Origin of the sequence: Paractinoplanes ferrugineus (genome assembly GCF_016862195.1) — a bacterium.
In the GTDB taxonomy this organism is placed as follows: domain Bacteria; phylum Actinomycetota; class Actinomycetes; order Mycobacteriales; family Micromonosporaceae; genus Actinoplanes; species Actinoplanes ferrugineus.
Genome location: NZ_BOMM01000052.1, coordinates 11,793 through 36,682 on the forward strand (window position 1 = coordinate 11,793; position 24,890 = coordinate 36,682).

Below are 24,890 nucleotides of genomic sequence, written 5' to 3' on the forward strand. Positions count from 1 at the left end.
GCCGGTCTTTAGACTCTGCAGCCATGGCCACAGGAGTCCTCCGGTCGTTCGGCGTCGGTGCGTCCGTCGCCCGCGGCGCGCTCGCCTGGATCCGCCGCGACCCGAAAGCGGCCGCGCTGCGGCGCACCAACTTCCACGGCCGCACGGTCACGCTGGCCGGCGGTCCCGCGCTCGCGCTGGGCGCCTCCGTCGGCGCCGCGCTCGGCGCGCCCGGCGTCCGCGTCTCGGCCGCCGCGGTGACCGCCGGTGTCGTCTCCGGCGCGGTCGGGCTCTACGACGACATCGTGGGCAACCAGCCGGCGCAGAAAGCGGTGAAGGGCTTCGCCGGTCACCTCGGCGCGCTGCGCGAGGGGCAGGTCACCAGCGGCCTCGTCAAGATCGCCGGGGTCGGCGCGGCCGGGCTGGCCGCCTCGGCGCTTGTCGGCAGCCGCCGCACCGGCCCGCTCGGGCGGGTCACCGACGTGCTGCTCGGCGCCGGGGTGATCGCCGGGCTGGCGAACGTCGTCAACCTGTTCGACCTGCGACCCGGCCGAGCCATCAAGGCCGGCGCCGCGGTGGCCGCGCCGCTGGCCCTGGGCCGGGGCGGGGGAGTGGCGGCCGGCACCCTCGGCGCGGCGGCCGCGTTGCTGCCCGACGACCTCGGCGAGGAGATCATGCTCGGCGACTCGGGGGCCAACGCGCTCGGCGCGCTGCTGGGGGTCGCCCTGGTCAGCCGCACCGGGGTGGGCGGCCGGCTCGTTGCCCTGGCCGGGATCGCGGCGCTGACCGCGGCCAGCGAGAGGGTCAGCTTCACCCGGGTCATCGAGGACACGCCCTGGCTGCGCCGCCTCGACGAACTGGGCCGCCGGCCGACCGCGTGACCACCAGCTCCACGACCCGCATCGCCGGCGCGGCGGTGCTGATCACCGGTCTGACGGTGCTGGCCCGGCTCGCCGGTTTCGGCCGCACCTTCGTCTTCCTGCACACCGTGGGCAACGGCCGGCTGGCCGACATCTACAACGCCGCCAACACGATCCCGAACATCGTCTTCGAACTCGTCGCCGGCGGTGCCCTGGCCAGTCTGGTCGTGCCGCTGCTCGCCTCGCACGTCGCGGCCGGTGACCGGGAGCGGGTCGACGCGGTCGCGTCGGCCCTGCTCACCTGGGTCCTGCTGCTGATGGTGCCGCTCGCGGTGCTGGTGGCGCTGCTGGCCGGGCCGATCGCCGGGCTGCTGCCGCACGTGCCGGCCGATCACCAGGCGACCGCCGCGAGCATGCTGCGCGTGTTCGCCCCGCAGCTGCCGCTCTACGGCATCGGGATCGTGCTCACCGGCGTCCTGCAGGCCCACCACCGATTCGCCTGGCCGGTGATCGCGCCGCTGCTGTCGAGCGTCACCGTGATGACCGCGTACCTCAGCTACGCGGTGGTCGACGGTGCGCAGACCGACTTCGGCGGCCTGACCGGCACCGGCGAGCTGACCCTGTCGATCGGCACCACCCTCGGCGTGGTCGTGCTCGCCCTGTGCCTGCTCGTCCCGCTGCGCAGGCTGCACCTGCGGCTGCGTCCGGCGGTGCGCTTCCCCGGTGCCGAGGGGCGGCAGGCGGTCCGGCTCGGCTGGGCCGGCGCCGTCACCGTCGGCTCGCAGCAGCTGATCGTCGTCGTGGTGATCGCCCTGACCGCCGACCGCGGCCTGACCCTCTACAACGCCGCGCAGACGGTGTTCCTGCTGCCCTGGGCGATCCTCGCGGTGCCGCTCGCGACCGCCGTCTACCCGACGCTGTCGGCGGCGGCCGGTCGCGGCGACGAAGACGCCTACCGCGCGTCGCTGTCGTCGGCGGCCCGCACCGTGATCCTCGCCGCGGGCCTGGGCGTGGCCGCCCTGGTCGCGCTGGCCGGCCCGGCCGCCTATCTGATCAATGCCGAGGCGGCCGCCGCGGGCATCGTCGGCTTCGCGCCGGGACTCTTTGGATATGCCCTTTTTGCACTGCTGTCCCGCGCCCTCTACGCTCGCGGGGCCACCGCCTCCGCCGCCGCGTGCACCGCGGCGGGCTGGATCGTCGGCGCGGCGACCGCGCTGGCCCTGGCCGGCGTCGGGGAGCGGCGCCAGGTGCTCACGCTGGGCCTGGCCAACGCGGTCGCGATGACGGTGATCGGGATCCTGCTGGTGCTCGCGGTCCGCCGGCACGCGGGCGCGGCGGCCCTGGCCGGGCTGAGCCGGGCGACCGTCGTCGGTATCGTTGCCGCCGGCGTGGCGGCCCTCGCCGGGTGGGCCGTGGTGGCCGGAATCGGGCACCTGGTGGGCGCTCACCCCACCGCGGGCGGCAGCGTGGTGCAGGGCGTGCTCGGCGGGCTGACGGTCCTGGCGGTGTTCGCCGGTGTGGTCTACCCGGCCGCGCGGTCGGATGTGGCGCCGCTGGTCGGCCGGCTCCGCCGCCTTCGCGGGCGCCGCGGTGCGGCTACCGGCGCCGCTGACGATGCGGCTTCCGGCGCCGAGCATGGTGCGGCTTCCGGGGCCGCTGACGGTGCGGCTTCCGGGGCCGCGGATGACGTGGCGAGAGAGGGGAAAGCGTGATCGAGGACGACGGGTGGCGTGGCTCGGTGGCGTTGGTGCTGGCGTCCAGCACCGGCGGGATCGGGCAGCACGTCGCGTCGCTCGCTCGCGGCCTGCGGGCGGCCGGCTGTGCGGTGCTGGTCTGCGGACCGGCCGCCACCGACGAGCTGTTCGGCTTCACCACGGGTGGGGCCACGTTCGTCCCGGTCGAGATCCCGGCCAACCCCGGCGCCTCCGACGCCGCCGCGGTGCGGCAGCTCAAACTCGCCCTCGCCGGCCGGCCCGTCGACGTGGTGCACGCGCACGGGCTGCGGGCCGGGTTCGTCGCCGGGCTGGCCCGCCCCGGGGTCCCGCTGATCGTCACCTGGCACAACGCGATCCTCGCCAAGGGACTGCGGGGGCAGGCCTCGGCGCTGGTCGAGCGGATCGTCGCGCGTACCGCCACGCTCACCCTCGGCGCCTCCGACGACCTGGTCGAGCGGGCCAGGACGGTCGGGGCCCGGCACGCCCGGCTCAGCGCGGTGGCCGCGCCCGCGCTCAAGCCGGCCAAACGCAGCCGCGCCGCGGTCCGGGCCGAGTTCCGCCTCAAGCCGGACACCCCGCTGGTCCTCACGGTCGGGCGGCTGCACCCGCAGAAGCGGTACGACCTGCTCATCGACGCCGCCGCCGGGTGGCGTGACCTCGACCCGGCCCCGGTCGTGGTGGTGGCCGGCTCCGGGCCGAGCTACATGTCGCTGGCCCAGCGGTCGTCCGAGCGGCACGCGCCGTTCTACCTGCTCGGGCACCGCAAGGACGTGCCCGACCTGCTGGCCGGGGCCGACCTCGCGGTGGTGACCAGTGACTGGGAGGCGCGGCAGCTGTTCGCCCAGGAGGCGCTGACCGCGGGCGTACCGCTGATCGCCACCGCCGTGGGCGGCCTGCCCGGCCTGGTCGACGACGCGGCCCTGCTGATCCCGCCGGGCGACCTGGACGCGCTCGACCACGCCGGACGCGAGATGCTGGCCAGCCCGGAGATGCGCGCCGACTACCGCGAGCGGGGGCTGCGCCGGGCCGCGGCCTGGCCCAGCGAGGCCGACACGGTGGCCGACGTCCGGGCCGCGTACGCGGAAGTGACGGCGAACGGGTGAACGCGTTCGACCGGCTCCGCCGGGTACGCCCGGTCGGTCTTCCCGCCGGCCGCCGGGTCGCGACCTGGGTGCCGTACGTCCTGGTGCTGCTGGCCGCCGCGGCGAGCCTCGGCGGGCTGGCGTTCCGGCCGGCCGCCGGCCCGCCGCAGCAGACCGTCGACTACGTGATCGTGGCCGGCGCCGCCGGGCTGCGCTGGGACGACCTCGACCCGCGGACCACCCCGGCGCTCTGGCGGGAGGCGACGAAAGGCTCGATCGGCTGGCTGTCGGTGCGCTCGGCGCGCCGCACCACCTGCCCGTCGGACGGGTGGGTGACGCTCGGCGCCGGCAACTACGCCGCCTATCCCCGCAACGGCGGCAACCGCTGCACGCCGCCGGCGCCGGAGCTGACCGAGCCGGACGAGATCGGTGCCGCGATCACCAACCAGCGCAACATCGTCCGCGACAACCAGGACAAGCTGCCGTACGGCGCGGTGCCGGGCGCCCTCGCCGAGTCGGTGCGGTGCACGGTCGCGGTCGGCGGTGGGGCGGCCATCGCGGCGGCCCGCCCGTTCGGCCGGGTCGACCAGTATCAGGCCGAGCTGCCCGCCGATCCGCGGGTCCTGCTCTCCGACTGCATCCTCAGCTTCGTCGACCTCGGCACGATCAGCGGTTCCGGGCCGGCCCGCGCCGCCGCCGTGGCCAAGGCCGACAACGTTCTCGCCCGGGTCCTCGCCGCCCGCCCGGAGCGGTCCCTGCTGCTGGTGGCCGGGGTCGCCGACACCGACCAGGGTTCGCGCCTGCACGTGGCGATCGCCGAGGGGCCGGGCTGGGACGGCGGCTGGCTCACCTCCGCCGGCACCGGCCGGGACGGCTACCTGCAGCTGATCGACCTGGCCCCGACGGTGTTGACCGCGCTCGGCAGGTCGCAGCCGGACAAGCTGTTCGCCGGGCGCGCCGCCAACGTCGTACCCGGAAAGCCGGCAAGCGTGGCCGGCGCCGTGCAGGGCGACCACAACGCCGACCGGCGGGCCACCGCTCAGCGGGGGGTCGCCGTGATCTTCTTCACCGTCGTCGCCATCGTCCAGTTCCTGCTCTACGCCGCGCTGGTGCCGGTGATGGTGCGGGCCCGCCGGCACAGCGGCCCGAAGGGGCCGGCCCTGCCGGGCAACCGGCTGGTGGGTGCGCTCGAACTCGCCCTGATCGCCGCCGCCCTGGCCATCCCGGCCGCGCTGCTCGCCGACGCCTCGCCGTGGTGGCGCGGTGATCATCCGGCCTGGATCTTCGGGCTGGTGACCGGCTCGCTGATCATTCTCGGAACCATTCTGGTCCGCGTCGTCCCGCGCTACCGGCGCACCCTGTGGCCGCTGGGCACGGTCTCCGCGATCGGTGCCGTGGTCATCGGCCTCGACCTGCTCACCGGCGCCCAGCTGCAGCTCAACGGGGTCGCCGGGTACTCGGCCACCACCGGCGCCCAGTACGCCGGCGTCGGCGGCGTCGGCCTCGGTGTCTTCGTGGCCGGGTTGCTGCTGCTCGCCGGGTCGCTCGCGCAGTGGGTCGCCAAGCCGTGGCGGCCGGTCATCGTGGTGCTGCTCGGCGGCATCGGCGTCGTCATGGTGGGCAGCCCCTACCTCGGCGCCGACGCGGTCGGGGCGATCGCGGTCACCGCCGGGGTGTGCGTGGCCGCCGCGATCAGCACCGGCGGCTGGCTGACCTTCCAGCGGTTCGCGTGGGCGGCCGTCGCCGGGCTCGCCGTCACGATCGGGTTCGCCGTGGTCGACCTGCGCCGCCCCGAACTCGAGCAGGGCAGCCTCGGGCGGTTCCTGACCGAGCTCGGCAACGGCAGCGGTGGACCGGCCATGTCGCGGGCCGCCGCGGCCAACGGCGAGACCCTGCTGGAAAGCCCGCTGACGGTGCTGGCCCTGATCGGCGTACTCATGCTGGCCTTCTGTCATTTCTCGCCGTGGGGTGGCCTTCAGCGGCTCTTCGGCCTGCATCCGGCGGTCCGTGCGGCGATGGCCGGCACCACCGTGGCCACCGTGATCGCCGGCGTCCTCGGCGGGTCCGCGCTGACCGTGGCCGGCGCCGCGGCCGCGTTCGGGGTGCCCGCCGCGGTGCTGACCGCGCTGCGGGTCCTGCTGCACGCCGCCGACCGCACCCGGCCCGAGGGGCAGAGCGACGGCCCGGGCGGCCCGGCCTTACGCAAATCCGGCGAAGATCACCTAGCAGCTCGCTGACACGCGTCGCGACCAGCCCGAACGTCAGCTCGCATTGTCAGGTGTTACGGTGGACTCCCGTGGATGGGGCCCAAAACCCCGGTCTGCATGTCCGACCACAGACAACCCACGGGAGCGGGCGTTGGCCTCATCAGTGCGCGACACGCGGCACATTTTCGTCACCGGGGGCGTTGCCTCCTCGCTGGGCAAGGGCCTCACCGCCTCCAGCCTCGGCAATCTTCTGACCGCGCGCGGACTGCGGGTCGTCATGCAGAAGCTCGACCCCTATCTCAACGTCGATCCCGGCACGATGAACCCGTTCCAGCACGGCGAGGTGTTCGTCACCGAGGACGGCGCGGAGACCGACCTGGACGTCGGTCACTACGAGCGGTTCCTCGACCGGTCGCTGTCCGGCAAGGCGAACGTCACGACCGGTCAGGTCTACTCGGCGGTCATCGCGCGCGAGCGCCGCGGGGAATACCTGGGCGACACCGTCCAGGTGATCCCGCACATCACCAACGAGATCAAGAGCCGGATCTTCGCGATGGCCGACGCCGACGAGGACGGCCGGGTGCCCGACGTCGTCATCACCGAGGTCGGCGGCACGGTCGGCGACATGGAGTCGCTGCCGTTCCTCGAGGCGATCCGCCAGGTGCGTCACGAGGTCGGCCGCGATCACGTCTTCTACCTGCACGTGTCGCTGGTGCCCTACCTGGCGCCGTCGGGCGAGCTGAAGACCAAGCCGACCCAGCACTCGGTGGCGGCCCTGCGCAACATCGGTATCCAGCCGGACGCGCTGATCTGCCGCAGCGACCGGGAGATCCCGGAGAAGCTCAAGCACAAGCTCGCGCTCTACTGCGACGTCGACCGCGAGGCGGTCATCGCCTGCCCCGACGCGCCGAGCATCTACGACATCCCCAAGGTGTTGCACGACGAGGGCCTCGACGCGTACGTCGTGCGTCGTCTCGGGCTGTCGTTCCGTGACGTCAATTGGACGCAGTGGGACGACCTGCTGCACCGGGTGCACCACCCGAAGCGCACCATCACGATCGCGCTGGTCGGCAAATATGTGGACCTGCCCGACGCGTACCTCTCGGTGTCCGAGGCCATCCGGGCGGCCGGGTTCGGCAACAACGTCAAGATCGCGCTGCGCTGGGTGCCGAGCGACGACTGCGAGACCACGGCCGGTGCGGCCGCCGCCCTCAAGGGCGTCGACGGCATCGTCATTCCCGGCGGGTTCGGTGTGCGCGGCATCGAGGGCAAGGTCAACACTTCGCGGTACGCGCGTGAGCACCAGATCCCGATCCTCGGCCTGTGCCTCGGTCTGCAGTGCATGACCATCGACGCGGCCCGCAACATGGCCGGTCTCGCCGGGGCCAACTCGCTGGAGTTCGACGAGCGCGCGCCCTACCCGGTCATCTCCACGATGGCCGACCAGGAGGACATCGTCGCCGGCAAGGGTGACCTGGGCGGCACCATGCGGCTCGGGGCCTACCCGGCGGTGCTCACCGAGGGGTCGGTCGTCTCCGGCGTCTACGGCGACGTGACCGAGATCTCCGAGCGGCACCGCCACCGTTACGAGGTCAACAACGACTACCGGGACAAGCTGGCGCAGGCCGGCCTGATCTTCTCGGGCACCTCGCCGGACGGGCGCCTGGTCGAGTTCATCGAGCTCGATCCCTCGGTGCATCCGTACTTCGTGGCCACCCAGGCCCACCCGGAGCTGAAGAGCCGGCCCACTCGCCCGCACCCGCTGTTCGACGGGCTGGTCAAGGCCGCTGTCGAGTACGCCGCCGCGGACGAGTTGCCGGTGGAGCCGGCGTGACCGGCTTCGAGCACGAGACCGTCGCGCACGACAAGCGCTACGCCGGGCCGATCTTCTCGGTCTTCACCGACAAGGTGACGATGTCGGGCGGCCACACCGCCACCCGCGACGTCGTGCAGGCCAAGGGCGCGGTCGGGGTGGTGGCTCTCGACGAGGTCGGCCGGGTCGCGTTGATCTGCCAATATCGGCACGCGGTGAGCGCCCGGCTGTGGGAGCTGCCGGCCGGCCTGCGCGACGTCGCCGGCGAGGAGCTGGTCGCCGGGGCGGCCCGGGAGCTGGCCGAGGAGGCCGACCTGCGGGCCGGCCGCTGGGACCTGCTCGTCGACCTGCACACCTCGCCCGGCTTCACCGACGAGAGCATCCGGCTGTTCCTCGCCCGCGAGCTGACCCCGGTCCCCGACGAGGAGCGGCACCACCGCACCGACGAGGAGGCCGACATCGAGCTGGCCTGGTTCGATCTGGACGAGGCGGTCGCGATGATCTTCCGGGGCGAGATCACCAACGCCGCCGCGGTGGGCGGGCTGTTCGCCGCCGCCCGGGCGCGGGACGAGGGCTGGGCCACGCTGCGCCCGGTCTGACCGGTTCAGCGAGGCGGTGTCGGCAGTGGGCCGTGCAGTGCGGCCCACTGCAACAGCATGATCGTCTTGGCGTCGGCGATGCGGCCGTCCTCGATCCACTTCAGCGCCTCGTCGAAGGGCAGCTCGAGAGATTCGATGTCCTCGCCCTCGGCCGCGACCCCGCCGCCCGCCCCGTTGCGGTCGGCGGGGGAGTAGGGCGCCGCGTAGAAGTGCAGTCGCTCGGTCACCGAGCCCGGACTCATCCAGACCTTGAAGACCTCCTGCAGCTCACCGACGGTCACGCCGAGCTCCTCGGCGGCCTCCCGGCGGATCGCGCCGGCCGGTTCATCGTCGTCCAGCAGACCGGCGGCAGCCTCGACGAGCATCCCGTCGGGATGGCCGTTGACATAGGCCGGATAGCGGAACTGCCTGGTCAGCAGCACGGTGCGCCGCTGCGGGTCGTAGAGCAGGATGGTCGCGCCGTCGCCCCGGTCGTAGGTCTCGCGCTGCTCCCGCGTCCAGTGGCCGGCGCGGTTGCGGTAGTCGTAGGTGGTGCGGCGCAGCACGTGCCAGGCGGTGGCGAGCAGCTCGACGTCGCGGATCACGACGTCCGGGTTGCCGGTGAGGTCCCGGCCGGCCTGGTCGAGGCCGGTCCGGCCGCGCGCATCCGGCACGTCGATCCCTGGTGTGGTCATGGCTCGGACCGTACACTGCAAAACGCGTAACAGTCGACAATAACAAGGAGAAACACGTGATGCTGGCGGCCGAGCGGCGCGATTTTCTCCTGACCCGGCTGCGTTCGGCGGGCAAGGTGGTGGCCAAGGACATAGCCGCCGAGATCGGCGTCGCCGAGGACAACATCCGGCGCGACCTGCGGGAGATGGCGGCGGCCGGTCTCTGTCAACGGGTGTACGGGGGTGCGCTGCCCGCCGCCCCCGCCGAGGCCGACTACGCGACCCGGACGACGGTGGCCGCCGACAGCAAAGGCCGGGTGGCGGCGCTGGCCGCGACCCTGATCCCGCCCGGCGGCACCGCGATCCTCGACGGCGGCACGACGGCGCTCGCGGTCGCCGCGGCGCTGCCCGCCGACCTGGCGGCCACGATCGTCACGCACAGCCCGACCGTGGCCGCGGCCCTGGTCTCGCATCCCACCGTCGACGTCTACGTCCTGGGTGGCCGGCTGTTCAGGCACTCCGTCGTGACCTGCGGTGCCGCCACGGCCGAGGCCGCCGCCCGGATCACCGCCGACGTCTTCCTGCTCGGCGTGACCGGCGTGCACCACCGGGCCGGCCTGACCACGGGCGACCCCGACGAGGCGGCGATGAAGCGGACCCTGGCCGGCCGGGCCGCCGAGACCTACGTGCTGGCCAGCGCCGAGAAGATCGGGGCGGCGTCACCCTTCGAGGTGCTGCCGCTGTCCCGAGTGGCCGGCATCGTCACCGACGTACCGGCCGACCACGCCGAACTCGGCCGGCTGCGCGGGCTCGGCGTCCAGCTCCTCGAAGCGGCCCCGTGAGCTCCGTCGCGTTCGGCCGGCGCGGGCCGGGACGGTGGGCGCCCGGCGGGTGGTCCGCCGGGCGCCGACGCTGTCTCAGCCGCGGGTGATGGTGACGTTGTCGACGGCGGCCTCGATCAGCGACGCGGTGCCGGTGTCGGCGGCGCCGATCTCCAGGCGGACGGTCTGGCCGGCGTAGCCGGACAGGTCGACCGTCGAGGTCGTCCAGGCGGCCGCCTTGTCGGTGGCGGCGGCGTTCTGGGTGAAGACGGCGGTGGAGGTCGAGCCCGAGACGACCCGGACGCGGAAGTAGTCGGCGCTCGTCGCGTTGTTCAGGTGGGCCAGGTACCACGCGAAGCTCAGGGTCAGGCCGGAGCCGGACGGCAGGGTGATCGACGGCGACCGGATCGTGGTGAGACCGCCGTCGACGTCGTTGGCGCCCGCGCTCGACCCCGCCGAGGCGCCCGTCACCAGCTCGTTCGAGCCGGCGGCGAGCTGGGTGGTCACGCCGTTCGAGCTGGTCGCGGCGGCGATCCCGCGTTCGAAGCGGCCCGCCGTCGCGGTGTCGGCGGTCCCGGCCGTCCAGCCGGTCGCGGTGTCGAAGTTGTCCGACCACACGGTCGACCCGGTCGGCGGCGGGGTGCTGCCACCGGTCGAGGCGAGCGTCCACACCGCGTACGCGATGGCGTCGGAATTGCGGTCGAGGGCGGTGTCGTTGATGTTGGACGTCGTGTCGCAGCCGGCGTGGTAGCAGGGGTCGAAAGTCGTGGCCGTGCCGCCCCAGAGCTGCACCTGGGCGGCGGTCTTGCGGCCCTCGGCGCCGGTGAAGATGCCGCCCGCCGGGATGCCCGCCGCGATGAACGGGCCGTAGTCGCTGCGCCCGTCGAAGTCGGTGCCCCGGGTCGGCACCCCGATGGTGGTGAAGTAGTCGGCGAGGGTCTGCTCGATCTGGGCCGAACCGGTGGGCCCCGGCCCCGACCCGGTGTTGTCCGAGTTGTCACCGTCGTACAGGAAATAGCCGGGGTTGGGGGAGCCGACCATGTCGAAGTTCAGGTAGCCGCCGATCGCCGCCTTCTGCGCCGAGCTCAGCGAGTTGACGTAGGCGGTCGAGCCGCGCAGGCCCAGCTCCTCGGCGCCCCACCAGCCGAACCGCAGGTGCCGCGCGGGCTGGAAGCCGGAGCGCGCCACGGCGAGCGCGACCTCGAGGTTGGCCGCCGAGCCGGAACCGTTGTCGTTGATGCCCGGCCCGGCGGTGACGCTGTCGAGGTGCCCGCCGATCATCAGCGTGTTGCCGGTGTCGCCGCCGGGCCAGTCGGCGATCAGGTTGTAGCCGGTGGCCCCGTTGTAGGTGAAGCTCTGCTGCTGCGTGGTGAAGCCGGCCGCGTCGAGCAGGCCCTTGACGTAGGTGACCGAGGCCAGGTAACCGGACCGGCCGTGGGCGCGGTTGCCGCCGTTGGCGGTGGCGATGCTCTGCAGTTGGGTGAGGTGCGCCTTGACGTTGGCGACCGGGATGTCCGGGGCCGCGGCCAGTGGGGCGGCGGACCCGGCCGACGACAACGGCACCGCGATCAGCCCGGCGACGAGCGCGGCGACGCCGGCTACAGGAAGTGCTCGCACGAAGTTCCTCCGTGAGCTAGGACAAGGAGCGTCCGCCGATCGTTACATCGATCAACTTCTAAGCAGTCATCCCAGCCGACTCATAGCTTTCCCGTAACGGCCGGCTCCCCGCCATCATCGGCTCTCCCGCGCGCCGACCTCACCGGGTGCCGAGCAAGATCACCGATCGGGGGTCAGGGCGGCGAGGATCATCCGCTGGGCGGCCCGCAGCGTGTCCGGGAAGGCGGCCGGGTCGCGGCCGATGCGTTCGGCGCCCGCCCGCATCACGCCACTGAGCAGCTCCACCGTCAGTTGTACGTCGTCGACCCGGTGGAACTCGCCGGTGGCGAGGCCGGCGCGGACCACCGTCTCGACCTCGAGGACGATCGCGTGGAAGGCGTTGGCCGGTGCCTTCGCGGCGCCGGCCGGGGAGCCGGAGCCGGGGCGGAACATCAGCTGCAGAGTCTGGTCCTCGAACGCCTCCAGGACCGTCGCGATGATCTCGCGCAGGCGGTCGGCGGCCGGATCCGCGGTGCGGGCGGCGATCGCCGTCACGCGTTGCACCGCCGGTTCACCCGCGCGCTGGGTCAGGGCCAGGACCAGCGCGGTCTTGTCGGCGGCATAGTTGTAGAGGGTGTTGCGGGCGAGCCCGGCGCGGGCCGCGATGTGGCCCATGTTGATCGCGTCGAAGTCCTGCTCCAGCAGCAGCTCGCGGATCGCCTCGGCGAGGGCGGCCCACACCATCTCGTGGTGTTCGTCGATGCTGGTTCCCCGGATCCGCGGCATCCGATCATCCTCCCACGACCACCGCCGGCCCGCGGAGCGGCGCGATGGCCGGGCTACCGCGGCTGGGCGGCGGCGGCCAGGGCGACCCCCGACAGGTGGGGGTTCTCCTGGTGCGAGGCGGTGAGCTTGATCCGGCTCAGGCGCCAGCCGTCGGGGGTGCGGGTCGCCTCGTTGTCGTAGAAGCCGACCACCAGCCAGCGGTCGGGTCCGCCGGCCGCGAGCTCACCCGGGACCCAGTGCTCGGCGCGGACGTGGGCGTGGATCGTGGCGTGCTCGCCGTCGATGGTGACGACGTGGCCGGTGATCACGTGATGGGTCGCGGTGTAGGGCGCGAAGGACGCCCGGAGGACCTCGACGTAGTCGCCGAGCGGCATGGTCATCGGTGGGATGTCGGCGACCGAGGAGAAGTCGAGGGTCAGCGGGTCGGTGAAGGTGCGGCCGGGCAGCTCGGTGAACTCCTTGAGGTCGGCGATGTCGGCGTAGCGGCCCATCAGCTCGATGAGTTCGGCATGCGTGTCCATGCGGGGTCCCTCCTCGTTATATGACAACCTGTCGCAAAGATTACGACAGGTTGTCGTGAAAACCAAGAGGACCGTGCCGCGACCGTGGCGGGGGTGTCTCAGGTGGTCCAGCCGGCCGGATTCGACGCCGTCTCCCGGCTGATGCCCGAGCCGGTCCTCGGATAGTCGCCGAACTGTTTGGCGTGCAGGTCGGCGAAGAAGTAACACATGCTCTCGCACTCCGCGTCGACCATGGCCACCCGCGGTTCGGCCCGCACTTCCTCGTAGAACGCCCGGCCGAGCGCCACGATGAACCCCCGGCAGTAGAGGAATCCGTCGTCGGATCCGTCGGTGACTTCCTGGATGTCCTCGCGGTCGAGGTCGTAGAGCTTGCGTTCCAGCACCCGGTCCAGATCGGTCAGCTGCGTGCGCGACAGCTCCTCGCAGGAGTCCCGCAGCGCGTCGAGAAAGGGGTCCAGCCACTCCTCGATGGCATAGGAGGCCTCCTCCTCGTAATCGCGGGCCAGCAGTTCCCGGCGCAGGGCCGCCGGCTCCTCGCCGAGCCGCTCCCACGCGGCCTCGATCAGCTGCCAGAACCAGTCTTCCTCGGCTGCCGTGGGCGCCCGCCCAGGCTCATCGGCGATGGCTTTCACGCGCGCATCGTAACGGCCGGCACGCACTGCGCGGCCACGACAGTGGAGGACGCCCGAAAGGCTGCTTACGTGACCGGCGTCACTGGCCTACATTTTGTAGGTGGCCGCACGCTCTGAGGGATACAAGGTAGGGGACCTCGTCACGGTGCTCCCGCCGTACGATCGAGATCCTTATATTTTGAACTTTCAGCACTACGGCCGGATCGCCGCCGTCCAGCACAACGACAATCAGTCGTCCTACATGGTCGAGCTCGACTCCACGCTGCCGCCGCGCCGCCGGGTCGGCCCGTTTCCCGCCGGCCGGCTCGCGAAAGGCTGGCGGGACCAGTCAGGACGCTGGCTCGTCGAGTGACGGCTTGACCGCCACCCCGCCGTAACCGAGACGGATCAGATCGGCGTCGATGCCGTCCGGTGCCTCGGTGTACGGCCACAGGTTGACCAGGCCCGGCGCCTCCAGCGGCCAGTCGCCGAAGAAGGCGGCGATGTCCGCGCGGCCGCGCGGGACGAAGGGCGAGTTGGCCCGCTGGTAGATCGCCGAGATGCGGCCCAGATGGTCGGGCCGGGCGTCGTTGGCGGCGTGCGAGATCGCCAGGACGCTGCCGGGCGCGGCCGCCCTGCGGTAGCCGGCCACCATCCGGTGCGGCTGGTCGTCGTCCGCGAGCAGGTGCAGCAGGAACATCATCAGGATGCCGACCGGGGCGTCCGGGTCGAGGAGCCGGCGCACGCTGGGGTCGGCCAGGATCGCGTACGGTTCGCGCACGTCACCCTGCACCATGGCGACGTTCTCCCCGGCCAGCAGGGCCTGACCGTGGATGCAGACCACCGGGTCCTTGTCGACGTAGACCACGCGCACCGAGGGGTCGATCGCGTGCGCGATGTCGTGCACATTTTCCCCGGTGGGCAGGCCCGATCCGATGTCGATCAGCTGTTTGATGCCGCGCTCGGCCACCATGTGCCGCACCACCCGCGTGATCAGCGACCGGCCGAGCCGGGCGGCCTCGCGCATCTCCGGAGCGACCGCGAGCACCTGCTCGGCGGCGGCCCGGTCGACGGCGTAGTTGTCCTTGCCGCCGAGGTAGTAGTCGTACATGCGGGCGGCGTTGGGCACGCTCGGATCGATGCCCGGTGGCACGGTCATGCCGGCATCCTATGTGGAGAACCCGTCAGCTTTTGACCGCGACGCCGCCGGACATCTGCACGTGCTCGTCGTCGACCTCGGTGTCCGGCCGCCAGCGATTGACCAGCACCACGCCGGGGTCGATGAGGTCCAGGCCGCGGAACAGGCGGGTGACCTCGGCGTCGGTGCGTTCCTTGGCCGGGATGCCCCGCGCGCGGTAGGCGGCGGCGGCCGCCACGGCCTGCGGGTTGTGCGCGGTCACCGTCGAGATGGCCAGGGTGCTGCCGGCCGGGAACGGGGCGAGCAGGCCGTCGATGATGCGGTGCGCCTCGTCCTCGTCGGGGATGAACTGCAGCACCGCGATCAGGCTGATCGACACCGGCCGCGCCGGGTCGATGTTCTGCGTCACCTCGGGCGACGACAGGATCGCCGGCACCTCGCGCAGGTCGGCGTCGATGTACGAGGTGGAGCCCTCCGGCGCCGAGGTGAGCAGCGCGCGGGCGTGCACGAGCACGATCGGGTCGTTGTCGACGTAGACGATCCGGGCGGCGGGGTCGACCTTCTGCACCACCTCGTGCAGGTTGGGGGAGGTCGGCAGGCCGGTGCCGATGTCGAGGAACTGGCGGATGCCCCGGTCGGCCGCCAGGTAGTGGGCCACCCGGGCCATGTACTGCCGGTTCGCCCGCATGGAGATCGGCAGACTCGGCGACGACTCGACGATCGCGGCGGCGGCCCGCCGGTCGGCCTCGAAGTTGTCCTTGCCACCGAGCAGGTAGTCGTAGATGCGGGCCGAGTGCGGCACCGCGGTGTTGAGATCAGCCGGGGGCATGCTGGGGAACTTACCGCACGGTCTATTTAGTACCGCGATACAGATCGATCGTCGAAAGCGGACGAAACGGTCGTTGGCCGTGGCCGCGCCGGGGTAATGTTCGCCCGAGAGCCTCACTCAGCGTCGAGAAGGGCGGTGTCCGGCGGTGAAGGTCGGCATCCCGAGCGAGATCAAGAACAACGAGTTCCGCGTGGCCATCACTCCCGCGGGTGTCTACGAATTCACCCGATCGGGTCACGACGTCTTCATCCAGGCCGGTGCCGGCACCGGATCGTCGATCACGGACAGTGACTACGCGTCGGCGGGTGCGACGATCCTGCCGAACGCCGAGGACGTCTGGCAGACCGGTGACCTGATCCTCAAGGTCAAGGAACCGATCGCCGCGGAATACCCGCGGATGCGAGCCGGTCAGGTGCTGTTCACCTACCTGCACCTCGCCGCGTCCAAGGAGTGCACCGACGCGCTGCTCGACCGCAAGGTCACCGGCATCGCCTACGAGACGGTCGAACTGCCCGACCGCTCCCTGCCGCTGCTCGCCCCGATGTCCGAGGTCGCCGGGCGGCTCGCCCCGCAGGCCGGCGCGCACCACCTGATGCGCTCGGGCGGCGGCCGCGGGGTGCTGATGGGCGGCGTCCCCGGGGTCTACGCCGCCAAGGTCGTCGTCATCGGCGCCGGCGTCTCCGGCATGAACGCGGCCGCCATCGCGCTCGGCATGCAGGCCGAGGTCCTCGTGCTCGACCGCAACATCGCCAAGCTGCGCGCGGCCGACGCCGACTACCGGGGACACCTGCAGACCATCGCCTCCAACGCGTACGAGATCGAGAAAGCCGTCGTCGACGCCGACCTCGTCATCGGCGCCGTGCTGGTCCCCGGCGCGAAAGCACCGAACCTGATCTCCAACGAGCTGGTCGGCCGGATGAAACCGGGCAGTGTGCTCGTCGACATCGCCATCGACCAGGGCGGTTGCTTCGAGGACTCGCGACCCACCACCCACGCCGACCCGGTCTACCAGGTGCACGAGTCGATGTTCTACTGCGTCGCCAACATGCCCGGCGCGGTCCCGCACACGAGCACCTACGCCCTGACCAACGTGACCCTGCCGTACGCCCTCGAACTGGCGAATCTCGGCTGGCGCCAGGCCCTCGCGGCCGACCCCGCGCTGGCCCTGGGTCTGAACACGCACGACGGAGACGTCACCTACGGCCCGGTCGCGGAGGCCCACGGGATGTCGCACCGGCCCCTGGCCGAGGTGCTGCGCTGAGCGTTCAGCGAGTCATCGACACCTACCTCGACCACCTGGCGGTCGAGCGGGGCCTGTCGCGCCACACCCTCGAGTCCTACCGACGCGACCTCGACCGTTACGCCGCGTTCCTGCCCACCGACGACCTCGCCGCCGTCCGCGCCGCCGACGTCACCGCCCACCTCGCCACCCTGCGCGAGGAGGGCCTGGCGTCGGCGAGTGCCGCCCGTGCCATCAGCGCCGTGCGCGGCCTGCACCGCTTCGCCTCCCGCGAAGGGCTGCTCGCCGTCGACGTCGCCGCCGAGATCAAACCGCCGGCGCCACCGCGACGACTGCCCAAAGCCCTCGACGTCGACCAGGTGACCCGGCTGCTCGCGGTCGCCGCCGACACCCCGCTCGGCATGCGCGACAAGGCCCTGCTCGAATTCCTCTACGGCACCGGGGCGCGCATCTCCGAGGCGGTCGGCGCGGCCATCGACGACCTCGAACTCGGTGACGAGGCCACCGCGATCCTGCACGGCAAGGGCGGGCGCACCCGACTGGTTCCGGTGGGTGACTACGCGAAAGCCGCGCTGGACACCTATCTGGTACGGGGTAGACCGGCGCTCGCCGCGAACGGCAAAGGCTCGCCCGCGGTCTTCCTCAACGCCCGGGGCGGCGGTCTCTCCCGGCAGAGCGCGTGGACCATCCTTCGTCGAGCGGCCCGGACCGTGGGGCTGCCGGTCGACGGCCCGCACGCGGTGAGCCCGCACACCCTTCGCCACTCCTATGCCACCCATCTGCTCGACGGTGGTGCCGACGTACGCGTCGTGCAGGAGCTCCTCGGTCACGCCTCGGTGACCACCACGCAGGTGTACACGCTGGTCACGGTGGACCGACTCCGTGAGGTGTACGCGACCGCACACCCGCGCGCTCGTTAGACGCTGCGCACCCATAGATGGCGACACGCCGGAGAGGCACCCCGAACGGGCGGCGCGCGTGGCGTACAGTCGGGCATCGGCTCCGGCGTGCGAGTCGCGAGCCGGAAGGGGGTCAAGGCGATGTCGAGCAACGATTCCCGGGCAGAGGCCTGGACCTCCGCGCTGCGGGAGCAGCAGAGTTCGTTCGATCTCGGCGCTGACCTCGGCCCGGCCGACCCGACGGCCTACACCATGCGCCGCCCGATCCCCGAGCCCATGCCGACCGACCGGCACGGCCCGGCGCGGATCATCGCGCTCGCCAACCAGAAAGGTGGCGTCGGCAAGACGACGTCCACCATCAACCTGGGTGCCGCGCTCGCCGAATACGGCCGCAAGGTCCTGCTCGTCGACTTCGACCCGCAGGGCGCCTGCTCGGTCGGCCTCGGCGTCAACCCGCACAACCTCGACCTGAGCGTCTACAACCTGCTGATGCAGGACGACGTGGCCACCGAGGACGTCATCATCAAGACCGATGTGGCCGGCCTGCACCTGCTGCCCGCCAACATCGACCTGTCGGCCGCCGAGATCCAGCTGGTCAACGAGGTCGCCCGGGAGATGGCGCTCGCCCGCGCGCTGCGCTCGGTCCGCAAGGAATACGACTTCATCCTGATCGACTGCCAGCCCTCGCTGGGCCTGCTGGCGATCAACGCGCTGACCATCGCGCACGGCGTGCTCATCCCGCTCGAGTGCGAGTTCTTCTCGCTCCGCGGCGTGGCGCTGCTGCTCGACACCATCGACAAGGTGCGCGAGCGGCTCAACTTCGACCTCGAGCTCGAAGGCATCCTCGCCACCATGTACGACTCCCGCACCACCCACTGCCGCCAGGTGCTGCAGCGCGTGGTCGAGGCGTTCGGCGACAAGGTCTACCAGACCGTCATCACCAAGACGGTCAAGTTCCCCGAGTCCACGGTGGCCGGCGCCCCGATCACCTCGCTCGACCCGGCCTCCTCCGGCGCCCGCAACTACCGCCAGCTGGCCCGCGAGGTCATCGCTGCCAAGGTCGAACGCGGCTGATCGGTTGCTCTTCGCTCTCGGCACACCGGTGGCGTTCGCCGCACTGGTCGTCTCCTTCCTCCTCGGCCTGACCGTGCGCGCCGTCGCCGTCCGGTTGACCGCCCGTAGCCTGGGCCTCGCCGACCGCAAGGAAGGCATCATGCCCAACCCCCGCGACGACATCGACCCGTTCGGTGCCGTCGGCGCCGCCCTCGGCGGCATGGGCTGGGGCAAAATGATCTCCGTCGACGAGGTCCCGAGATGGCGCGGCCGTGGCCGGGCCGCCGCCGTGTTCGCCGCCGGTCCGCTGAGCTGCGTCATCCTCGGCGAGCTGCTGTTCGCGGTCTACAAAGTGCTTTACCCCGACAACATCCTGTCGCTGATCGGCCCCGGCGAGATCCTCGGCGGCCTGTCCGGCCCGTTCACCGAGGTCGTGCTGCTGTCCCTGGCCGCCGGCCTGGTCAGCTTCGGCCTGCTCGCCCTCATCCCGATCCCGCCCCTCGACGGCTTCGGCATCCTTTACCACGCGCTGCGCCGCCCCGGGCCGAGCATGCAGTGGATGCGGCTGTGGTTCGAGGAGAAGAACGTCGGCGTGCTGATCCTGCTGATCTGCAGCCTGTTCCCCTTCGGCTACCCCTTCCTGTTGCGCATCGTCAACGCCCTCGGACTGGTCTTCGTCCGCGTGTGGGGCTGACCCGCCGGCCCTCCGCCGGTCTTCGGTGTCGGTCTTCCGTCACCCACGTGATCTTGGCGCGTTGGTGCCGATGTGAGCCTCGAACAGCTTGTCGAGCCGGTGGACTACGGTCAGCAGGTGCCTGAAGAGCCTGTCGCCGATCTCCCCGTCGAGTCCGCCCCGGACAATGCGGCCGTTCCGGACGACTCGGCTGTTGCAGACGACTCGGCTGTTCCAAACGACTCGGCCGTTCCCGACGAATCGGCCGCTCCGGACGACTCGGGCAAGTTCCTGGTGCGGCTGGACAACTTCACCGGCCCGTTCGACCTGCTGCTCCAACTGATCGGCAAACACAAGCTCGACGTCACCGAAGTCGCCCTCCACCAGGTGACCGACGACTTCATCGCCTACATCCGTGCCATGGGCGACGACTGGGACCTCGACGAGACCAGCGAGTTCCTCCTGGTCGCCGCCACCCTGCTCGACCTCAAAGCGGCCCGCCTGCTCCCGTCCGCCGAGGTCGAGGACGAGGAAGACCTGGCCCTGCTCGAAGCGCGCGACCTGCTTTTCTCCCGGCTCCTGCAATACAAGGCCTTCAAGGAGGCGGCGGCTTTCATCGCCGACCTGGAGGGTACGGGCGCCAAGCGCTACCCCCGCGCCGTGTCCATGGAGCCCCGCTACGCCGAGGCCCTGCCCGACCTGGTGCTCGGCATCGGGGTCGACCGACTGTTCAAGCTGGCGCTCAAACAGTTCCTCCCCAAACCGGGCCCGCCCCAGGTCTCCGTCGCCCACATCCACCAGGTGCGGGTGAGCGTCCGCGAACACGCCCAACTGCTCCGCGACCGCCTGCGTCGCGCCGGCAGTGCCACGTTCTCCCTGCTGATCGCCGACTGCGAGAGCACCCTCGAAGTCGTCGCCCGCTTCCTGGCGCTGCTGGAGCTCTACCGGGAGGGCCTGATCGACTTCGAACAGCCGGTCTCCCTGGAGGAGATGACCGTCCGCTGGATCGGCGGCGAGGCGGCCGAGGCCGACCTCGACATCGACGACTACGAAGGTTCGAAGCCCGAACCCGACACCGCCGCCGAGCCGCTGCCGGGCGACGCTCTCGATACCGCCGACTTCGATGACGACGACGAACTATCCGGCGGTGCTGGTTTCGACGTCGACGTTGACGGCGGCGGCGATGGCGAGGCGTTGGTCGGAGCCACGGTCGATGACGACGAGGCGTCGGGTGAGGCGGCCGGATCCGTCATCGGTGATGAGGGAACAGCCCCGCCGACCGAAGTGGCCTCCGCCGACCGGGACGAATCGTATTTCTCGGATGAGACGGCCGGCGTCGGCGAACTTCCCGGCCCGGGAACACGCGAGCCGTCGGTGGGCGACTTCGCCGGCCCCGCGGATATCGGCGCGACCGACAGTGAGCTGCCCGGCGAGGCGGGCGCGGAATTCCCCGCCCTCACCGACGAGAGCCCGCTCCGCGAGTCCACCGAGCCGGACATGTCGGACAGCGGCGGTTGGGCGGCCAAAGCGGGGGACAGCGGCGGTTCAGAGGATCGCCGGATGGGCACACCGGGTGTGATCGTGTCCGACTCGGGGGAGATTCCAGCGGGCAGATTTGACTCGGCCGGGTCCCGCCGTGATGTTGACGGGCGACAAAACGACGCGGCTTCGACCGCGGTGGAGGAACAATCGTGAGCAACGACGAGCGTCCTGAGTCGCTCGAAGCCCAGGCCGCCGCCTGGGTGCCGCCCTGGGAGCGCCAGCAGCGACCGCCCGACCGCGCCTACCAGGCCGCCGCCGAGGCCGAAGCCCGCCGCGGCGACCCCGACCCCGAGTCGCCCGACCCCGAGTCGCCCGACCCCGAGTCGCCTCAGGCTGAGGCGCACCAGGTGGCCGTGGCTCCGGCTGAGGCGCCCGAAGCTGAGGCGCGCCGGGCCGAGGGGCGTGGGGCAGAGGCGCCTCGGGCTGAGGTGCACGGGTCTGAGGTGCACGGGTCTGAGGCGCATGGGGTTGAGGCCGGCGGCGATTCCGGGGCCGCCGATGATGAGGAGCTGTCGGAAGCCGGTCTCTCCGACGACGATGACGACTTCGACGAGGCGTTCGAGGGGGCGAACCCGCCCGGATACAACGAGGGCGGCGGCTCCGGGCCGGCGTCGGATGACGACCTCGAGGAAGGCGCGCTGGGTGACGAGCCGCCGGTCAGCGTCGATGCTCCGGTCGACGCCGACATCGACGACCCGGTGCCGGCCGAGGCCGAGCTCGGGCCCGACATCGATCTGCCCGGAGCGATCGAGTATGCCGCCGAGAACGCGGACGACGACCTCGACGGGGTGCCGGCCGACGCGCCGCTTCTGCCCGACGGCGACGATGCGGGCAGCATGTTCGACGCCGCTGCCGACGACGACGTCAGTGATGACGAAGACGTCGACATTCCGGTAAGCGACGACCCGGCCGCGGACGACGACAGCGCCGCCGCCGCCGACGAAGACGACCCGACCACGGCGGCCGACGAGGGAGCCTCGTCCGAGGAAGACGACCCCGCCGCGACGGACAGCGGCGGCGGTGACCCGGCCCCGGCGGACGGCGACGACGGCCCCGCCGCGGCCTCGGTGGGGCATGGCCCGGCGACGGCGGGCGACGAGGGCGACGCGGTGTCGGTTGGTGGCTTGGCGGGGAGCGGCGGAGAGGCGGCCGGCGGTGGGGGAGTGGGCGGAGCTCAGCTCACCACTCAGCCGGCGGCGGGCGCGGGTCAAGAGGCGGGACGGGCGTTGGCCGGGGCGGCGGTGCCGGAGCAGGGGCGGCGTCGGCGGGGCGGGGACGTTGCGGTCGGGGGAGTTGCCGAGCGTACGGCTGGAAATGCGGAAGTCGTTGATCTGCCGGACCTGACCGATGAGGCGGAATTGGCCGCGGCGCTCGAGGCGATTTTGCTCGTGGTCGATGAGCCGGTGGCGGAGATGCAGCTGGCGCAGATCCTCGAGCAGCCGACGGAGCGGGTGGGGGCGCTGCTGGAGAACATCTCGGCTCGCTACACCGGGGCGGGGCACGGGTTCGATCTGCGGCGGGCGGCCGGTGGGTGGCGGTTGTACACGCGGCCGGAGTATGCGGCCTACGTCGAGCGGTTCGTGCTCGACGGTCAGTCGGTGCGGCTGACGCAGGCGGCGCTCGAGACTCTGGCGGTGGTCGCTTACAAGCAGCCGGTGACGCGGTCGCGGATCTCGGCTATCCGGGGCGTCAACTGCGATGGGGTCATGCGTACCCTTGCTACGCGCGGTCTGATCGAGGAATGCGGCGTCGAGGGTGAAACCGGGGCATATCTGTACCGGACCACCGACCTCTTCCTCGAGAAGCTCGGACTCAACTCGGTTGACCAGCTGCCACCGCTTGCCCCGTTCCTGCCCGACGATGTGGAAGAAGTACTCGATGCCCCAGGCTGACACCGCCGAACGCCTCCAGAAAGTGCTGGCTGCCGCCGGTGTGGGTTCCCGCCGTGCGTGCGAAGACCTGATCTTCCGCCGGCGGGTCACCGTCAACGGAAAGGTCGCCAAGCTCGGCGACAAGGTCGACCCCGCAAGCGTCGAGATCCGGGTGGACGGGCAGCGGGTGATCACGGACACGAAGCTGGCCTACATCGCGCTGAACAAGCCGCGTGGGGTCGTGTCGTCACTCGACGACGAGAAGGGGCGCAGTGAGCTCGCCGACTTCCTGGCGCAGTTCCCGCAGCGGCTGCACCACGTCGGCCGGCTCGACGCCGACAGTGAAGGGCTGCTGCTCCTCACCAACGACGGCGACCTGACGAACAAGCTGACCCACCCGCGGTACGGCATCTCCAAGACCTACCTGGCCGAGGTCATCAACGGGCCACTCGCCCGCAACGTCGGACGGCGGCTGCTGTCGGGCGTCGACCTGGAGGACGGGCCGGCGCGTGTCGACGCGTTCAAGCTGGTCGGTGCGCTCGGCAAGACCGCGCAGGTGGAGCTGACGCTGCACGAGGGGCGCAAGCACATCGTGCGCCGCATGATGGAGGCCGTCGGTCACCCGGTCTCCCGGCTGGTCCGCACGTCGATGGGGCCGATCCGGCTCGGTGACCTGCGCCCGGGTGGCTTCCGCCATCTGTCCAACGCGGAGATCGCGGCGTTGTTCAAGGCGGCCGAATCCTCGGACAGCTCCTCCTCGGACGAGGGCTCACTCGAAGAGGACGACTGACTTTCCCCTCGTGTGGCGGTTCGCGAAGTCGGCGATCGCCTGGCCGGCCTGCTCGAACGGGTAGCGCCGGCCGATCGTCGCGGTGAGGTCGACCACGTCCTTCATGCCGGCGATCGTGCCGTCGATGTCCAGCACCAGCTCGAACGACACGTCGTCGCGGTCGATGAAGCCGGGCTGCGGCACGGGAAACGTGATCGTCAAGAGTCGGCCGCCCGGTGCGAGGGCGTCGGCGACGTCGGTCAGCTCGTCGCTGGGCAGCACCAGATTGAGCGCGACGTCCACTTTCGCCGGATATTCGCCGTAGGCGACGGTCGTGGTGGCGCCCAGCTCGCGCAGCAGCTCCACATCCTCCGGCTTCGCGGTTGCGATCACCGCCTTGGCCGCCTCGGCCAGCAGCGGCAGCACGGTGGTGCCCACGCCGCCGCTGGCGCCGACCACCAGGACCGTCTCATGCGGCTGGATCTTCGCGGCTTTCAGCAGGGCGACCGCGGTGACGCCCACGGTGGGCAGGGCGGCGGCCTGCTCGACGCTCAGCCCGGCGGGACGGTGGGTGAGGAACGGGGTGTCGGCCTCGAACACCGCGTATTCGGCAAGAGTGCCGCTGGTCAGGGACGGCCGATCTTTCGACGCCATCGCCCGCAGTGCATGGGGGACGGCGTGGCCGAAGATCTGATCGCCGATCTCGAACGCCGTGACGCCCTCGCCCACCTCGGTGACCGTGCCGGCGAAGTCGTTGCCCGGCACGTGCGGGAAAGTGACCGGGAGCTGTGGGAAGTCGCCCCGCGGCAGGCGCAGGTCGAGGGGGTTGATCGAGGCGGCGGCGACGCGGACCTGGATCTGGCCGGGACCGGCGTGCGGCTCGGGAATGTCGTCGAGCGTCAGGCTCTCGGGTGGACCATATTGGTGGACCGTCACTGCTCGCATGGGGTGCTGCTCCTCACCTAAGCGGACCGTGTGGTCACCTTATGGCTAAGCGGACCGGGCGGTCAACTTGTTAATGTGCCGTGGTGACACGTCCTCTGCGCTCCGACGCCGCCCGCAACCGAGTGCTCCTGCTGGCGGCGGCCGCCGAGGAGTTCGCGGCGGCCGGGATGAACGCGTCGATCGCGGACATCGCCCGGCGCGCCGGGGTCGGCAAGGGCACGGTGTTCCGGCACTTCCCGACGAAAGACGATCTACTGGCCGCGATCGTGCTGGACCGGGTCGAATCGCTGACCGCGCTGGCGTTCTCGCTCGCCTCGGCCGACGACGCGGGCCAGGCGCTGTTCGACTTCCTGGCCGAGGCGGCGGGGCGGCAGCAGCAGCTCGACTTCTCGTTCCTGCGCGACTCCGGCGACATCAACGACCAGCTCCGCGAGGCCCGGGAGCGGCTCTACCTGACGATCATCGCGCTGGTCGAGCGGGCGCAGGCGGCCGGCGCGGTGCGCGCCGACGTGACCGGTCTCGACGTGATCCTGATGATGTGTGTCCCGGCGCACGTGGTCAGTTTCGTGCCGGGCGCCGCCCCGGATCTGTGGCGGCGCTATCTGGCCATGGTGATCGACGGGTTGCGGCCCGAGGGAGCTCATCCGCTCGGGCCACCGTCGCCGGTCGAGGCTGTCTGAAGTCGGTC

23 protein-coding genes and 1 pseudogene are annotated in these 24,890 nt (G+C 71.6%); 16 read left to right on the forward strand and 8 right to left on the reverse strand.

The annotated features are described in order from the left end of the window. Positions 1 to 23: 23 nt before the first annotated feature. The 6 genes from Afe05nite_RS29495 (at position 24) to Afe05nite_RS29520 (ending at position 8,255) form a co-directional block, all read left to right on the forward strand. Complete coding sequence (locus Afe05nite_RS29495) at positions 24 to 860, forward strand: hypothetical protein (protein ID WP_203820510.1); 837 nt, start codon at positions 24 to 26, stop codon at positions 858 to 860. Beyond that, complete coding sequence (gene murJ / locus Afe05nite_RS29500; protein ID WP_203820511.1) at positions 857 to 2,551, forward strand: murein biosynthesis integral membrane protein MurJ; 1,695 nt, start codon at positions 857 to 859, stop codon at positions 2,549 to 2,551. The genes Afe05nite_RS29495 and murJ overlap by 4 nt, the downstream gene beginning before the upstream one ends. Next, positions 2,548 to 3,657 carry a glycosyltransferase family 4 protein gene (locus Afe05nite_RS29505; RefSeq protein WP_203820512.1) on the forward strand — a complete coding sequence of 370 codons (1,110 nt, stop codon included), beginning with the start codon at positions 2,548 to 2,550 and terminating at the stop codon, positions 3,655 to 3,657. Before murJ ends, Afe05nite_RS29505 begins: the two co-directional genes overlap by 4 nt. After that, positions 3,654 to 5,873: a hypothetical protein gene (locus Afe05nite_RS29510; protein WP_438869097.1), complete on the forward strand. Its 2,220-nt coding sequence runs from the start codon at positions 3,654 to 3,656 to the stop codon at positions 5,871 to 5,873. Before Afe05nite_RS29505 ends, Afe05nite_RS29510 begins: the two co-directional genes overlap by 4 nt. Before the next feature lie 121 nt (positions 5,874 to 5,994). Further along, complete coding sequence (pyrG, locus tag Afe05nite_RS29515; protein WP_203820513.1) at positions 5,995 to 7,677, forward strand: CTP synthase; 1,683 nt, start codon at positions 5,995 to 5,997, stop codon at positions 7,675 to 7,677. Continuing rightward, complete coding sequence (locus tag Afe05nite_RS29520) at positions 7,674 to 8,255, forward strand: NUDIX domain-containing protein (protein ID WP_239118283.1); 582 nt, start codon at positions 7,674 to 7,676, stop codon at positions 8,253 to 8,255. The genes pyrG and Afe05nite_RS29520 overlap by 4 nt, the downstream gene beginning before the upstream one ends. Before the next feature lie 5 nt (positions 8,256 to 8,260). Here Afe05nite_RS29520 and Afe05nite_RS29525 read toward each other — a convergent pair whose 3' ends face one another. Continuing rightward, entirely contained in the window at positions 8,261 to 8,929 is a 669-nt protein-coding gene (locus Afe05nite_RS29525; RefSeq protein WP_203820514.1) for an NUDIX domain-containing protein, read from the reverse strand. Between the two features lie 59 nt (positions 8,930 to 8,988). Here Afe05nite_RS29525 and Afe05nite_RS29530 point away from each other — a divergent pair, with 59 nt between their 5' ends. Next, positions 8,989 to 9,750: a DeoR/GlpR family DNA-binding transcription regulator gene (locus tag Afe05nite_RS29530; protein ID WP_203820692.1), complete on the forward strand. Its 762-nt coding sequence runs from the start codon at positions 8,989 to 8,991 to the stop codon at positions 9,748 to 9,750. Between the two features lie 75 nt (positions 9,751 to 9,825). Here the strand turns inward: Afe05nite_RS29530 and Afe05nite_RS29535 are convergent, their stop codons facing one another. From Afe05nite_RS29535 to Afe05nite_RS29550, 4 genes are all read right to left on the reverse strand, one after another. Continuing rightward, entirely contained in the window at positions 9,826 to 11,346 is a 1,521-nt protein-coding gene (locus tag Afe05nite_RS29535) for a M28 family metallopeptidase (protein WP_203820515.1), read from the reverse strand. Between the two features lie 159 nt (positions 11,347 to 11,505). Then, positions 11,506 to 12,111, reverse strand: coding sequence for a TetR/AcrR family transcriptional regulator (locus Afe05nite_RS29540; RefSeq protein ID WP_203820516.1), 606 nt, complete (start codon positions 12,109 to 12,111; stop codon positions 11,506 to 11,508). Positions 12,112 to 12,164: 53 nt separating this feature from the next. Further along, positions 12,165 to 12,632, reverse strand: a complete 468-nt coding sequence (locus Afe05nite_RS29545; RefSeq protein ID WP_203820517.1) for a nuclear transport factor 2 family protein — start codon at positions 12,630 to 12,632, stop codon at positions 12,165 to 12,167. A gap of 98 nt (positions 12,633 to 12,730) precedes the next feature. Then, complete coding sequence (locus Afe05nite_RS29550; protein WP_239118284.1) at positions 12,731 to 13,264, reverse strand: DUF4240 domain-containing protein; 534 nt, start codon at positions 13,262 to 13,264, stop codon at positions 12,731 to 12,733. A gap of 100 nt (positions 13,265 to 13,364) precedes the next feature. On the opposite strand from Afe05nite_RS29550, the gene Afe05nite_RS29555 reads away from it, so the two are divergent. Next, the gene (locus Afe05nite_RS29555; RefSeq protein WP_203820519.1) at positions 13,365 to 13,616 is read left to right on the forward strand and encodes a hypothetical protein; all 252 of its coding nucleotides are present in this window, start codon (positions 13,365 to 13,367) and stop codon (positions 13,614 to 13,616) included. Here Afe05nite_RS29555 and Afe05nite_RS29560 read toward each other — a convergent pair. Both Afe05nite_RS29560 and Afe05nite_RS29565 read right to left on the reverse strand, forming a co-directional pair. Further along, positions 13,593 to 14,402, reverse strand: a complete 810-nt coding sequence (locus Afe05nite_RS29560) for an SAM-dependent methyltransferase (RefSeq protein ID WP_203820520.1) — start codon at positions 14,400 to 14,402, stop codon at positions 13,593 to 13,595. The two genes, Afe05nite_RS29555 and Afe05nite_RS29560, sit on opposite strands and share 24 nt — an antisense overlap. Before the next feature lie 25 nt (positions 14,403 to 14,427). Beyond that, a complete protein-coding gene (locus Afe05nite_RS29565; RefSeq protein WP_203820521.1) occupies positions 14,428 to 15,210 on the reverse strand; it encodes an SAM-dependent methyltransferase in 783 nt (260 codons plus the stop codon). Between the two features lie 145 nt (positions 15,211 to 15,355). On the opposite strand from Afe05nite_RS29565, the gene ald reads away from it, so the two are divergent. The 7 genes and pseudogenes from ald to Afe05nite_RS29600 all read left to right on the forward strand — a co-directional run bounded on the left by ald (position 15,356) and on the right by Afe05nite_RS29600 (position 23,278). Beyond that, entirely contained in the window at positions 15,356 to 16,471 is a 1,116-nt protein-coding gene (ald, locus tag Afe05nite_RS29570; RefSeq protein WP_203820522.1) for an alanine dehydrogenase, read from the forward strand. Next, a complete protein-coding gene (locus tag Afe05nite_RS29575) occupies positions 16,468 to 17,370 on the forward strand; it encodes a site-specific tyrosine recombinase XerD (protein ID WP_307835660.1) in 903 nt (300 codons plus the stop codon). Before ald ends, Afe05nite_RS29575 begins: the two co-directional genes overlap by 4 nt. Before the next feature lie 120 nt (positions 17,371 to 17,490). After that, positions 17,491 to 18,423, forward strand: a complete 933-nt coding sequence (locus Afe05nite_RS29580; protein ID WP_203820523.1) for a ParA family protein — start codon at positions 17,491 to 17,493, stop codon at positions 18,421 to 18,423. 4 nt (positions 18,424 to 18,427) lie between these two features. Next, positions 18,428 to 19,096 (forward strand): zinc metalloprotease, encoded by a 669-nt coding sequence (locus Afe05nite_RS29585; protein WP_203820524.1) that lies wholly within the window; start codon positions 18,428 to 18,430, stop codon positions 19,094 to 19,096. Positions 19,097 to 19,195: 99 nt separating this feature from the next. Next, positions 19,196 to 20,134: pseudogene (locus Afe05nite_RS29590) on the forward strand (segregation and condensation protein A); the annotation flags it as partial. A gap of 1,319 nt (positions 20,135 to 21,453) precedes the next feature. Next, positions 21,454 to 22,509, forward strand: coding sequence for an SMC-Scp complex subunit ScpB (gene scpB, locus Afe05nite_RS44110; RefSeq protein ID WP_438869148.1), 1,056 nt, complete (start codon positions 21,454 to 21,456; stop codon positions 22,507 to 22,509). After that, on the forward strand, positions 22,478 to 23,278 hold the full coding sequence (locus tag Afe05nite_RS29600; RefSeq protein WP_203820526.1) for a pseudouridine synthase: 801 nt from the start codon (positions 22,478 to 22,480) through the stop codon (positions 23,276 to 23,278). Before scpB ends, Afe05nite_RS29600 begins: the two co-directional genes overlap by 32 nt. Here Afe05nite_RS29600 and Afe05nite_RS29605 read toward each other — a convergent pair. Further along, positions 23,258 to 24,202, reverse strand: coding sequence for an NADP-dependent oxidoreductase (locus Afe05nite_RS29605; protein WP_203820527.1), 945 nt, complete (start codon positions 24,200 to 24,202; stop codon positions 23,258 to 23,260). The genes Afe05nite_RS29600 and Afe05nite_RS29605 overlap by 21 nt on opposite strands. A gap of 83 nt (positions 24,203 to 24,285) precedes the next feature. Between Afe05nite_RS29605 and Afe05nite_RS29610 the strand changes: the two genes are divergently transcribed. Beyond that, on the forward strand, positions 24,286 to 24,882 hold the full coding sequence (locus Afe05nite_RS29610) for a TetR/AcrR family transcriptional regulator (RefSeq protein WP_203820528.1): 597 nt from the start codon (positions 24,286 to 24,288) through the stop codon (positions 24,880 to 24,882). Positions 24,883 to 24,890 lie beyond the last annotated feature (8 nt).